Genomic DNA, 13,170 nt, shown 5'->3' with positions numbered 1-13,170 from the left:
TGACGACATTTAGCAATCACTAATTTTTAAAATCAGGCGGCTGAATTTTAGCTTTTGTAATTTATTGTTACAACAACTATTAGCTTTTTCATCCTTATGAATGAACCAACCCCTGGTTGGCCGCCTTCGTTTTGCCTTTATGCCCGTGCGCGTGGTTTGCTTACTGACGATCCTAACTACCTGAACGAAAACAATACATTGCTCATCCCGTTTTTAAGAAACCTGGGGCAAAGCCGTATTGCGTATTGGCGGCAACAGCGGTGACGAATTGGCTGTGCAGGCGACGATACGCTCCACCGAAAACTCACTTACGCCGACATCGACAGGCTGCTGGTTTGAAAAGGCTATTAACTGACAAGTTATCTAAATTCTTTTTACATATGTATTGCCCTGTTTTCGGTAGCAGCCAGGCACGCTTCGCGCATTGCTTCTGTATAAGTAGGGTGTGCGTGGCTCATGCGTGAAATGTCTTCGGCAGATGCACGGTATTCCATGGCGACAACCGCCTCGGCAATCATATCCGCGGCACGCGGTCCGATCATGTGAACGCCGAGGATCTCGTCAGTCGCAGCATCGGCCAATACTTTTACAAATCCGTCCAGATCGCCGCTGGCACGGGCGCGGCCGCTCGCCCTGAACGGGAACGAGCCTGTTTTATATTTTACATTGGCAGCTTTCAGTTGTTCTTCTGTCTGACCAACTGCTGCTACTTCCGGCCAGGTATAAACCACGCCAGGTATAAGGTTATAGTCGATATGCGGTTTCTGGCCGGCGATAATTTCGGCAACCAGGGCTCCTTCATCCTCTGCCTTGTGGGCCAGCATTGCACCTTTAATTACGTCGCCTATGGCATATACTCCCTTAACGCTGGTTTCCAGGTGCTGGTCAACTGTAATTTTACGCCCGCGTTCTTCAACCGTAAGGCCGATTTTGTCCAGGCCAAGTCCATCGGTATAAGCTACACGACCAACAGCTACCAGGCAATAATCACCTTTAAGCTCGCCCTTTTCGCCTTTAGGATCATCAAACGTCACAGTAACCTCTTTGCCTTTAACCGTTGCGCCGGTAACCTTATGACCCAGGTAAAACTCCATGCCCAGCTTTTTCAACACCCTTTGCAGCTCGCGGCCCAGGGCCTTATCCATGGTGGGAATAATGGAATCCATAAACTCGATTACGGAAACTTTTGTACCCAAACGGGCATATACCGAACCCAACTCGAGCCCAATAACGCCGCCGCCAATCAGCACCAGATGTTTGGGAATCTCGTTAAGAGACAAAGCCTCTGTTGAGGTGATGATGCGCTTCTTGTCAATCTTTATAAAAGGAAGCGATGAAGGTTTGGAACCAGTAGCAATGATTACGTTTTTGGTGGTCAGCTCTTCAGCGGCGCCGTCAGCTTTGGTAACGATGATCGTATTTTTATCTTTAAAAGAACCGACGCCGGTATGCACATCAATTTTGTTTTTCTTCATCAAAAAAGCAATACCGCTGGTGTTAGCGGCAACCACTTCCTCTTTGCGCTTTATCATCTGCCCGAAATCAACCTTTAAATTTCCGACCTTTATTCCGTGGCCTTCAAAGGCATGCGCAGCATTGTGATAATGTTCAGAAGAGTCGAGCAGTGCCTTGGAAGGGATACAGCCTACGTTGAGGCATGTGCCGCCAAGTGTGTTATATTTTTCAATGATAGCGGTTTTCAGTCCCAATTGGGCGCAGCGTATAGCGGCTACGTAGCCACCGGGGCCCGAACCGATTACGATAACATCATATTGCATAAGCTTTTAAATTGTTGGAGCGCAAAGGTAATTAATATTAATACATGGTTCATAAATCATGGTTCACAGAAGCGGCGATTTTAGCATTAAGTTGACATCAGCGGTTGAGAACGGTTCTATTTTAGTCCTTCATTCAGCTTGTTTACCGCCTGCGATGTAATAATATAATTACATTTATCATAAAACCGGATTGTTATACTGATTTTCATATCAGTTATACTAACTGAAAAATCTTAACCAAAGTAAATGAAACCACTTGCACTCGCGCTTATCCTGCTCGCCATAGTATTTACCTGTCAAGCCCAGGACGACCCCAATATGGGCATCATTCCGGCGCCTGCGTCGCTTATTAAAACGAAGGGCTGGTTTACCTTCAGCAAAAAGACGATTATAAAGGCTGACAGGCCCAATGATAACGCAGTGCTGTTATTCAAGGAGTTTTTATCAAATAACCGCGGACTGAATAACAGGATAATAAAATATAAACCGAAGTCGGGCAGCAGCTCAGGTGTGATATTGACATCGCGCGGCGCTGAAGGTTTGCCGGCCGAGGGATACAAGCTAACTATCACCCCGCGCAAAATAACAGTTATAGGTAAAGGCCCGGGGTTGTTTTATGGCATACAGACACTTATGCAGTTATTTGCGGTGGACCATGCCATTGCCGAGAATTTGCCCTGCCTGGTGATTAACGATGCGCCGCGCTTCGGCTACCGCGGAATGATGCTGGATGTTTCGCGTCATTTTTTTACCGTTGAACAGGTGAAGCGAGTCATCGACCTGATGGCCGCCTATAAGCTTAACAACTTTCACTGGCATTTGGTGGACGGGCAAGGCTGGCGTATTGAGATAAAGAAATATCCAAAGCTCACGCAGGTGGGCGGCACCCGCCAGCAAACGATGTTCGGCACCAACCGTGACTGGCCCGAAGGACTTGATTATACCGGATTTTATACGCAGGACCAGATCCGCGACGTGGTTAAATACGCTGCCCGGAATTACATTAACATTGTACCTGAGATCGAGATGCCGGCACATTCTGACGCAGCACTTCGAGCTTATCCCGAACTAATGTGTACGCCTGATACATCGGTAAAAAACCCGGCACGTACTACGGGTATTTATTGTCCCACTGAAGAAACCTTTACTTTCTTGCAGAATGTGCTTACCGAGGTGATGGATTTGTTCCCAGGCAAATACATCCACATTGGCGGTGATGAAGCCAATAAACAACCCTGGAAGGAATCGGCATTTTGCCAGGCGCTGATGAAACAACTGAACCTAAAGGATGAAAAGGAGCTTCAAAGCTATTTTATACAGCGGATGGAGAAGTTTATCAACTCCAAAGGCCGCAGCATTATTGGCTGGGACGAGATATTGGAGGGCGGCCTTGCCCCAAATGCAACGGTGATGAGCTGGACCGGCGAGCAGGGCGGAATAGCTGCGGCCCAGCAAAAGCATAACGTGATCATGACGCCGCAAACCACCGGTCTTTATTTCGACCACTACCAAAGCCGCTCGCCGCTGGAACCCGTATCTTTCGGCAGGTATGCAGAATTTTCAGAGACTTATAATTACGAGCCAGTACCCAAAGTTTTAACGGAAGATGAACGTAAATACATCATCGGCGTGCAAGGCAACCTGTGGACCGAATATGTACCGACCGTGGCTAAGCTGCAATACCAGATATTGCCCCGGCTTTTTGCATTGTCTGAAATAGCGTGGAGCAAACCGGAGAAAAAAGACTATAAAACTTTTTTTGAGCAGCGCCTGGCCAAACACTTTGCGCGGCTGGATGCCATGCATTATAACTATCGTGTGCCGACTGCTTTCGCAACTATTGATACCATGCTGGTGGGCGCCCGTTTTACTATGGAGCCTAAAACTTTTGTACCCGGCGCACGTATAGTTTATACCCTTAATGGCCGCGATCCGCTGGATACAGACCTGGAGTATAATTTACCAATAGATTTTAACATCCCGCCGGGCGAAAAGCGGATTTTTAAAACGGTGGTCATCACACCATCAGGGCGGCGCAGCCTGCCTACCAGCACCGTAATGTATAACCAGGCGCCTGTTGCCGCCGTAAATTATAACGACAATAACCCCGGCTTGAAATTTACGCTGGTTAAGGGCACTTTCACCTCAGCTGATCAGTTGGACTATGCGCAGAAAGATACATCGGGCATAGCTAAAAGCTTTGAGACGAAGGAGTTCAGGCGGACGAGGCCAAATTCCGGCGTTTTTTATGAGGGCTATATTTCTATCCCTGCCGATGGTGTGTATAATTTTTCGCTGGGCAGCTATAATGATACGCAGTTGTTTGTTGATAACGAAATCCTGCCGGAAAATGAAGGCGCTATATCATTGCTGAAAGGATATCACAAAATTAAGGTGAAGAACTTTTATACTGCCCCGGTACCCGGCGTTCGCCGGCGGGGTAACCCGCCCATCCGCATTTTTATGACTGCGCCAGGCAGCTCAGATAAAAAACTTGTTACTGCCGATATGCTGTTTAATTAAAACATTTTTTCACGAACGCTTGTTGGGGTTAAATTTTTTTATTTTTGCGAAAATTTTATCAATGAGAGAGATTTACAGCAAAGGCGTTACCTTCGTATCAATTTTGGCTATGGCATTACTATCCTGTAAAAAAGGCGGCACTCCAGAAAGGTCATCAACCACACTTTACCTCAAAGGCACAACCTCAAAAGGAACATTTGCTTATACAAGAAACGGGCAAATAACAAATTCTTTACTTGTCAGCAGGGCGGAAGCAGCAACCGGACTGGACGCATTACAAAATCTGCCGGTAATTAAAGATGATGTTACTTTTCGCGCCGATGGCCTTTTTCAATGGGGAGGTGATTTTTATACTTACGTGAAAACAAACGATCATTTCGTATTCAGAGCCTATAAAGACCCTGTCGATTCAACAAATTATGCGGTGGTATTCTGGCCGTTTTTTAAAGAGCCTACTGCAACCGTTTTGCCTAATGGCAATATTTATGCATCCCGTGTAATTGTAGCCAGCGGCGATATGACTTTGTTTCATATTAACCGCATGTACGTTAGCATTCTTCGCCGGGACAGTGTCACCAACGCAATAAAATATCGCGAAGAAACTACCGTCAACAATGAATTTAACGCAGAAGGGGTTAAAACGCTTGGCAAAAACGATACGTTAGCTGTTAAAGAATACACTTTAGATTATAGATCAAAATAGGTTACTTGCTATTTTAAAAGAGATCCTCCAAATCGAGGTTTTCCAAACTAAATTTGGCAGAGGCCGGAAATTACCAGATATGAAAAGTAAGATCATCAACCCGTTAGTGCTATTTTTAACCGCTGCTTTATGTGCCTGTAACAAGCCCGGCAAGATGTATACCCCTGCCGATGCGCATTCTCACAACGATTATAAACAAAGCGTCCCTTTTTACCGGGCATATAACGCAGGTTTTGGCTCGGTAGAAGCAGATGTATTTGCGGTAAACGGGCAACTGATGGTTGCGCATGAGGAGAAAGAAATTACCCCCGGGCGTTCGCTGAAGAACATGTATATCGATCCGCTGGTTGAAAAACTTAAGCAGGATACCGCGAGAAGAATAAGGTTACTTATCGAAATAAAAAACGATTACGCCACGACCCTTCCGCTGGTCATACAAGAACTAAAACCCCTCAGCCAATATTTTAATTACACAGGCCACGCAGGCAGGTTATCGGTTGTGATGACAGGCAAGGTTCCTCCGGGCGCGGTAATGCTGAACTACCCGGCATGGATGAGTTTTGATGTAGACCATATGGATGGCTTTACACCACAGCAGTTCACCAAAATAGGATTGTTAAGTTTTCCGTTCGACAGGTATTCTAAATGGAACGGCTCCGGCGAATTACCCGAAAAGGATGAAGCCCGGATAACCAGCCTGATCGACAGCGCGCATAACCTCGGAAAGAAAATTCGCTTCTTTGCGATCCCCGATACAAATACCTGCTGGAAGAAATTAATCCAACTTCATGCAGATGTTATTGGCACGGACCATATTAATGCACTGGCGGATTTTTTGAATAAGAAGGAGTATTGATTTGAAGATTTGATGATTAGCCAATTTGAAGATTCACATCATTTTCAAATCATCAAATTGGCTAATTTTCAAATACTATTCCATACGCAATTCAGTCTTTCTTTATAAAAATAAAATCTCCACCCTCATCACCGGCTTCGCGTATTTCGCCGAACTGGGGCACCTGGCCGTTGGGACTATTGTTGATTACCGCCGCCTTAAAGCTGGCGAACAATTGTTCTGAGGGCAGGAACTTATCTGTGTTTTCATTAAGCCGCTTAATAAGGTACTGCATAAACACACTCTTGTCGGGCACTTCTTTCATCGCGCCGCTGGTCATGGCTTTCCGGCTTGGCAGTTTATAAAGCTCCTGCACATCCTTTGGCGCCATTTCTATCGCCCTTGTTTTAAATATGCTGCCCGAAAAGCAGGCGTCGCTTATCAGCAGGGTGTGTTTTGATTTGATAGCAGTAATATAGTCGATCAGGTCGGCGTTGGATATCCAGGTATCGCGCCGGGTGCGAATGGCATCCGCCGGATACCAATAACCCTGCAAATGCGATTCGTCGTAATAACCATGGCCTGCATAAAATATCAGCAGGTTGTCTTCCGGCTTTACTTTTGCCGCAATTTCATCGAGCGCTGCAAAAAATTGTGCACGTGTCGGGTTTTTCAGCAAGGTAATAGTTTCATTATTGAAAGTATAGTTATTGGTGAGCGCCTGCGAAAGTGTAGTGGCATCGCCCACCGGGCCTTCAAGGCTTGGTATCGATTGGTCCCGGTAATCCTGTACGCCTATCAGCAGTGCGTAAAACTTGCCCTGCGCGGCGGTTTGCGTTACTGCCGCTACGGTGCTGGCAGCAACATTATTGCGCGTTACCGAAAAGCGCTGCTGTCCCTTATTCATGTTGTTATCCGTAGCGACAACCAATAAGGGGTTTTCGCCTATCGCCATGGGTACGTCGACCGTAAAGCTGCCGTTTTTATCAACCACTGCCTGTATGCCGTTTACCACAACCGAGAAAATGCCGCTTGGGTCTTTAGCTATGCCGGCAACGTGCAATACATCGCTGCTTTGCACTACCTTAAGCCCGCGGGTGGTTTCGGGCGAGGTGATGAATATTTCCGGCGGTGTTACATCATTTTGGGTTGCAACCACCCGTGTGGCCGATGGCTTATCCAGGTAACCAAAAGTGAGGTAGTTAAAGCCGATGTTCTGGTTGGCGCTCACAGATACGCCGAACCTGTAGCCGGTGAATTCGATATCCGGGTGCGAGGTTACCAACTGGTCGTTTATATAGAAATTAAGCTGCCCGTTTTTATGCAGAATGCCCAGCTTGTTCCTGGCGAGGTCGCCTTTGTTGATTACGTCCGACGGCGTCCATGTCAATATGGTATTAAAGCCATTTTTATTTGCGGAGCCTATATAATAATACCCGCTTGCGCCTATCCAAAAATGATAAACGCGCTGCTCATCGCAGGCGAATGAAAGGCCGTACCCATAATTCTGAGCGCCGGAGTAATGCACAGCCTGGGTTTCTATTAAATAATCGCGGTGCATGTCCACCTTCAGGTTAGCACCGGTAACCGATAAGTTATACCCCGACTTTGCCAGGCGCACCATTTTAAAATAACCGTCGGTTAGGGTGGTGGTTAGTGAGTCGGTGGGCGGCAATACCCATTGGTTGTTATCGTCCGCATTAAAATCGGTATGATAAACTGTCTGCACAATCTGTGCGCTTACAGGCGGCACATTGGTAGCGGCCTGATTTGCGGGCGCCAGGTAAGCCAGCTTTATATAGTCGAAAGCCGCGGTTTGCTGCTCCATTACCACCGGACCGAAATGATTGCCAAATGGTTGCAACGGCGCCAGTTCGGCCACCTGAACACCGTTTATATAAAATTTATTCCTGTCCTGCAGCTTTTCTATGCGCAGCTTGTTGGGTGCATTGCCCTGCAATATAGCGGGCGAGGTTGTCCAGTTAATTAAGGCTGATGTTTGGCCGTGATCGAATTTCCCTACCTGGAAGCTTCCGGTGGCGGTAATGCAAAAGTAGTAGGTATTTAGTGCGTCGAGCCCGAAGAAGGTGAGGCCTGCCGGGAAATTGGTTCCGCCGGCCACATGCGACATGGTTGTTTGTATTGCAAAATTCCTGCTAAAGTCGACAGGAACCGCCTGCGCAACAACAGATGAAATATGTTGTTTATGGGTAAGATAGTATTTACCGTTTTCAATCCTTACGTTGCTCAGCTGATCATCGAAATTACGCCAGGTTGATTCCCCGTTGCTGAAGGCATTGTAATAGATAAGGCCCTGCGCGTGAGCCAGGCTGCACAGCAATAACAACACAAGGTAAAATCGGGTAAATATTTTTCTCATATTACTTATGGTCTAGCTCCACCATCATCGCTACAATATCTTTACCGTTGCTGGTTCCGTCAAACGCGATGCTGTCATTACTGAATTTAATATTTTGAGGGTCGACGATCCTGTCATGAAGTACACTGTAAACCCTTTCATTAAAGGTACCGGTACGCGCGCTTACCTGGCGGATGATGTCATTAATATCGAGTGCATTTTTGCTGTACAGCACGCATAGAAAGTCCTTTCCCGGCTGGTTATCGAACTGAATAAAGTGGTCTTCGTCAGGAATGGCTACATCGTTCTTTTTATAGGTAAGCGCAGCGCTGATGCCATCTTCATAAGGGAAAATCTTGGTTACCTGGTTAGTTAAGTCAGAACTGATCGCATACACGTACGCAGGCTGATTGTTGGAAATATAGATCCTGAAGTTGGTTCCGGAGGTGTATGGATTGGCCGTTTGATAAATGGTAAGCGGTTGCGGCGTAGTTTTAGCGGCAACCACTTTAAGGCCGCGGGTTGATACCAGCAGGTTGGCCGGCATCGGTTCACCGGTAGAGAGCGTCAGTTTTATAGCGCCGGACAAATCAGGCACATTGGGTGCAGTATCTGGCAGGTCTACAAACTCATACGCATACTGTACAAACCGCGAAAAGTCATCGTATCTTATCCATATATATCCGCCATTGCCCCACCAGGTACCCCAGCTGTTCTGTATTTCAAAGGCGCCGCCGTACTGATTATCGTCGTAACCGACCACACACATGGCATGCCCGCCCTGGCGGCCCGGTTGTTCTTTGGGTATCCAGCAGTTGCGGGCCGTATCGAATGAGCTGGGGCACAACATGCCGATAACTACCGGTTTTTTTTCGGATATGCTCTTTTTAACTGCCTGTATTTTGATGCTCGCCGATGATGTAACATCAAAAAGCCGTGCATAATCTTTCAGCTTCGAATTGCCGGCTATACCCACTTGCGACGGGTTTACGGCATCGATGCAGAGCGCCGGCAAGTCGGTATAATGAATGCTGCCGGTTGATTTCATCAGTTCGAACGCTGTCCCAAGGCTCGATCCGCCCGTACATTGCCCGTCATTGGGCCGCAGCAGCCGGAATAAGAACGCAGGAGAATAGGCGTGTTGGGTTATGGAATCCCTGTTTGTCCAGTTGTACTTTATGGCATCAACCATCGTACGGCCGCAGTAAGCGCTGGCCCATGCACTGCAGGTTCCATACCGGTCCTGCGTTTTGGGATATGGCGCAAATTGCTTTATGGATGCTTTGGAGGGCAGCACATCAAGCGCCCTGGTTAATTTTGCTTTTTTGGGCACTTGCTCATACCCGTTGTCATCGAAGTCCATTCCGCGGCTATGGGGTTGCGCCATAGCAAAGCTGCCACCAGCCAGCAACAGCAGTGTAAAAAAGTAACGCCCTGTTTTATTCATGTAAATTAAATTACAGGGATAATTTTAAAACTAATAATTGATAAATGCAATAATAATGAGTGGGTTAGACTAAATATTTTCGGGATCAATCCAATTGCCATCTTCCTTAATGATGTCTATTAATTCATCAAGCGCATTAGCGGAGCTGATGTTCTTTTTAACGGCTTCCTTGCCGCGGTAAAGGGTAACCTTATCGGTGCCGGAACCAACGTAGCCATAATCAGCGTCAGCCATTTCGCCGGGGCCATTTACAATGCAGCCCATTATGCCGATTTTTAAGCCTTTAAGGTGGCTGGTGCGGCTGCGGATCATCTGGGTGGTTACCATCAGATCAAACAGCGTGCGGCCACAGCTCGGGCACGAAATATATTCTGTTTTGGAAATACGTGAGCGGGTAGCCTGCAGTATGCCGAAGGATGTAGAAATGATTGTTTTTGTGTCGATAGCGGGAGCATCGATCCATATCCCATCGCCAAAACCGTCCACTAAAAGTGCGCCAAGGTCCGTTGAGGCGAATAATTGTAAGTCCTGAGTCTTAAGTTCTGATTTTTGAGCGGCCCCGAAACTATAGCTGCGTTTGATGATAACCGGTATGTCTAAGCCGAGCTCTTCCATTTTAAAGAAGAAGGCGCGTTGGTCTGCCATGCCATGCAAGGCATCGGTTTCCAGCACAAATACTAAAGACTGATCAAACGGCAAAGCGCCAAAAGCATCCGAACCGATATCGGCAGGCTTTAATTTAACCAGGTTTAAAGCTGATGACCGGTCGGCATCCTGCACATACTCTTCCAGGGTGAACAAGGGATGGCACATGGTTTTATCGGCCAGTGTAAGCCAGGTTTTATAATTATAAAGCTGCTTGAGGTTACCCGGCAGGTTAAACGAGGGCAGGTTATCAGCAAAATAAACAAAGTCCACCGACTGCTCGGCCATGTTATATTTATCCAGCAAGGGCGAATAGATGTAGCCCGCATCGCTCAAAATAGCGGGGTCTTTTAAATTTTTCGCCGATAAATCAACCACCACCCTGGGCACCATGTGCCCGCCGATGAAAGCATTCGCTTCAAATGTGTGGCGGCGCTTGTATTGGTAGGGGTTATGAGCAGGTAAAAGGTTAAAGGTTAAAGGCGAAAGGTTTTTTCCATCGTTTTCTTTAACCTTTAACCTTTCACCCTTCGCCTTTAACCGCTCGGTATAACGGTTTACCAGCGCGATGGCCACGGGCGCTTCGGCTTCGGGCTCTTCGGTGAGTGATACTCGGACGGTATCGCCCAGGCCGTCTTCCAAAAGGGTTCCGATACCCACGGCTGATTTGATGCGGCCGTCCTCGCCGTCGCCGGCTTCTGTAACGCCCAGATGCAGCGGGTAGTTCATGCCTTCGGCAACCATTGTATCAACCAGCAGGCGGTAGGCTTGTACCATTACCTGCGGATTGCTGGATTTCATGGAGATTACCAGGTTATAATAATTTAGTGCCTCGCAAATGCGGATAAACTCCATCGCGCTTTCCACCATGCCCTGCGGGGTATCTCCATAACGGCTCATGATGCGATCGCTCAGCGAACCGTGGTTGGTGCCAATGCGCACAGCGGTGCCATACTCCTTGCAGACTTTTACCAGCGGTGCAAATTTTTGATAGATACGCTGCAATTCCCCCTGGTACTCGGCGTCTGTGTAGTCAATCTGGTCGAAACGCTTTTTGTCGGCATAATTGCCTGGGTTAACGCGCACTTTTTCAACAATGCGGGCAGCTACTTCGGCAGCGTTGGGCGTAAAATGAATGTCTGCAACCAGCGGCACGGTGTAACCGCGTGCGCGCAGCTGCTTTTTTATTTCGGCAAGATTTTGTGCTTCCTTTATGCTGGGTGCTGTAATGCGTACATATTCGCAGCCTGCGTTCACCATCCGGATGGTTTGTTCCACCGTGCCAAGGGTGTCCATGGTATCGGTGGTCGTCATGCTTTGGATGCGGATTGGGTTATTGCCGCCCATAGGCACATCGCCAATATTTACCTCGCGAGTTACAAAACGGGAATATTCGGTAAGCGAATTACAATAACGGCCCTGCAGCAGTTTTACAGCATCCATATCCATAGTGCAAAAATACGAAATTGTTTAGGTTGTTACTAAGTTGTTGTAAGGTTGGAACGTTGAAAGGTTGGAATGTTGAATTATCCAGATTTAAGTTTTAAAAACTTCGTAGATCTTAACGAGGCTTTCATGTTTAAGCTATAACTCCTTCCGCATCACATAATCATTCATCCAGTAATCTCCGATCGGGACATCTTCTTCACAAACCACTGCAAAGCCCATCTTTTCATAAAAATTCTTCGCTTTGTTGTAGCGGTTTACATTGAGATCGAGGGTGTGTTTGTCTGCCTCGAGCGTTTTGGCGGCTACTTCGTTTATCAATACTTTACCATAGCCCTTGCCTTGTGTTTCGGGCAGGCAGTATAGCTTGTGCAGCTTATATATTTCAGCATTTTCGGCACGGGGTGAATACGCGGCAAAAGCAACGGGCTTTTGGTCTTCTATTAACAACAGGTAGGTTTGGCTATCATTCTTAATTTGTGCCGCAATTTTATCTGCTGAATAAATTTCTGCAAGCATAAACTCCAGCTGTTCGGCAGATAAGATTTCGCTGTAGGCAGGCCTCCAGGTTTGGTGGGCTATGGTTCTGATGCTTTCAACATCGGCTATAGTTGCTTTCCGGATAGTGTACATGGTGCAATTATAGCTTATTCGGTGGAAAATGAGAATAGCGGCCGGGATAAAGAAAATGTCTAAAAACTGTTGCCAATAATTATTACAGGATATTAGCCCCCTCTAAATCTCCCCCGGTTGGGGAGACTTTTGCTTAGGGATATTTTAAGCCCTCCCTTCAGGGGAGGGTTTGGGTGGAGCTAAAGCCCGTATATTTATATTTTTAGACAGCTTTTAAGCACCACTATTTATTTATACTTTTCTGTATGCCAAAATACTCATCATTATCCACGCCTTCCCCGTCAAAGTCAATCATGCCATGAAAGACAGCGTGATCGCCGGTGATAGCTAAATGCAGTTTCAAGACCGACTTATCTGGTTTTAATTCAGTCATAATAAGCGAATCGCCTTTTAATGACCACGTGCCCTCCGGACGCCGCACAATATTGTCCTTCAAATTAAAATATTCAGAATAGTAGGTACCGTCCTCTAAAAAGTGCGTGCGGATTGGCTTAATGCCGAGGCGCTTTTCCCAGTTGCTGCTGTCGGCCTGCATAACAGCATCCGGCTTACCTTTTGCATGAATGCTTACCTTAACATAAACATTCCGCCACCCGCCAATTAACTGTGAACGCAAATCGCTGCCTGTCTTCGAAGCGGCAGTTAATGCCACAACGCAGATAACCACGCCTGCAACAAGTATCGTTGAGCTGATATTTCTTTTCATTTTTGCATAAAGTTAAAGCTAACGAAATGCAAATACAATAGCATACTGCGATGCGGAACGTTTAAATCAACATTATTTTGTTGATATTTAATCGG

10 protein-coding genes are annotated in these 13,170 nt (G+C 46.8%); 4 read left to right on the top strand and 6 right to left on the bottom strand.

Annotation, left to right across the window (positions count from 1 at the left end; genetic code table 11):
- Nucleotides 1–96: 96 nt before the first annotated feature.
- Nucleotides 97–264, top strand: a complete 168-nt coding sequence (locus Q3W13_RS07830; protein WP_302862676.1) for a hypothetical protein — start codon at nucleotides 97–99, stop codon at nucleotides 262–264.
- A gap of 110 nt (nucleotides 265–374) precedes the next feature.
- Here the strand turns inward: Q3W13_RS07830 and lpdA are convergent, their stop codons facing one another.
- Nucleotides 375–1,778 carry a dihydrolipoyl dehydrogenase gene (gene lpdA / locus Q3W13_RS07825; RefSeq protein ID WP_302862675.1) on the bottom strand — a complete coding sequence of 468 codons (1,404 nt, stop codon included), beginning with the start codon at nucleotides 1,776–1,778 and terminating at the stop codon, nucleotides 375–377.
- A gap of 246 nt (nucleotides 1,779–2,024) precedes the next feature.
- On the opposite strand from lpdA, the gene Q3W13_RS07820 reads away from it, so the two are divergent.
- The 3 genes from Q3W13_RS07820 (at nucleotide 2,025) to Q3W13_RS07810 (ending at nucleotide 5,860) form a co-directional block, all read left to right on the top strand.
- Complete coding sequence (locus tag Q3W13_RS07820) at nucleotides 2,025–4,301, top strand: family 20 glycosylhydrolase (protein ID WP_302862674.1); 2,277 nt, start codon at nucleotides 2,025–2,027, stop codon at nucleotides 4,299–4,301.
- A gap of 61 nt (nucleotides 4,302–4,362) precedes the next feature.
- The gene (locus Q3W13_RS07815; protein ID WP_302862673.1) at nucleotides 4,363–5,004 is read left to right on the top strand and encodes a hypothetical protein; all 642 of its coding nucleotides are present in this window, start codon (nucleotides 4,363–4,365) and stop codon (nucleotides 5,002–5,004) included.
- Between the two features lie 79 nt (nucleotides 5,005–5,083).
- Nucleotides 5,084–5,860 carry a hypothetical protein gene (locus Q3W13_RS07810; RefSeq protein ID WP_302862672.1) on the top strand — a complete coding sequence of 259 codons (777 nt, stop codon included), beginning with the start codon at nucleotides 5,084–5,086 and terminating at the stop codon, nucleotides 5,858–5,860.
- 91 nt (nucleotides 5,861–5,951) lie between these two features.
- On the opposite strand, the gene Q3W13_RS07805 is transcribed toward Q3W13_RS07810, so the two are convergent.
- The 5 genes from Q3W13_RS07805 to Q3W13_RS07785 all read right to left on the bottom strand — a co-directional run bounded on the left by Q3W13_RS07805 (nucleotide 5,952) and on the right by Q3W13_RS07785 (nucleotide 13,075).
- Nucleotides 5,952–8,219: a caspase family protein gene (locus tag Q3W13_RS07805; RefSeq protein WP_302862670.1), complete on the bottom strand. Its 2,268-nt coding sequence runs from the start codon at nucleotides 8,217–8,219 to the stop codon at nucleotides 5,952–5,954.
- 1 nt (nucleotide 8,220) lies between these two features.
- The gene (locus Q3W13_RS07800; RefSeq protein ID WP_302862668.1) at nucleotides 8,221–9,645 is read right to left on the bottom strand and encodes a C1 family peptidase; all 1,425 of its coding nucleotides are present in this window, start codon (nucleotides 9,643–9,645) and stop codon (nucleotides 8,221–8,223) included.
- Nucleotides 9,646–9,714: 69 nt separating this feature from the next.
- Entirely contained in the window at nucleotides 9,715–11,739 is a 2,025-nt protein-coding gene (gene ispG / locus Q3W13_RS07795; RefSeq protein WP_302862666.1) for a (E)-4-hydroxy-3-methylbut-2-enyl-diphosphate synthase, read from the bottom strand.
- A 135-nt stretch (nucleotides 11,740–11,874) separates the two neighbouring features.
- On the bottom strand, nucleotides 11,875–12,369 hold the full coding sequence (locus Q3W13_RS07790) for a GNAT family N-acetyltransferase (protein WP_302862663.1): 495 nt from the start codon (nucleotides 12,367–12,369) through the stop codon (nucleotides 11,875–11,877).
- Between the two features lie 223 nt (nucleotides 12,370–12,592).
- Nucleotides 12,593–13,075, bottom strand: a complete 483-nt coding sequence (locus tag Q3W13_RS07785) for a hypothetical protein (protein ID WP_302862662.1) — start codon at nucleotides 13,073–13,075, stop codon at nucleotides 12,593–12,595.
- Nucleotides 13,076–13,170: the final 95 nt, after the last annotated feature.

Source organism: Mucilaginibacter sp. L3T2-6 (assembly GCF_030519355.1).
GTDB lineage: Bacteria > Bacteroidota > Bacteroidia > Sphingobacteriales > Sphingobacteriaceae > Mucilaginibacter.
The sequence above is the reverse complement of the archived record's forward strand: the minus strand, read 5'-3'. Positions and strand labels throughout refer to the sequence as shown.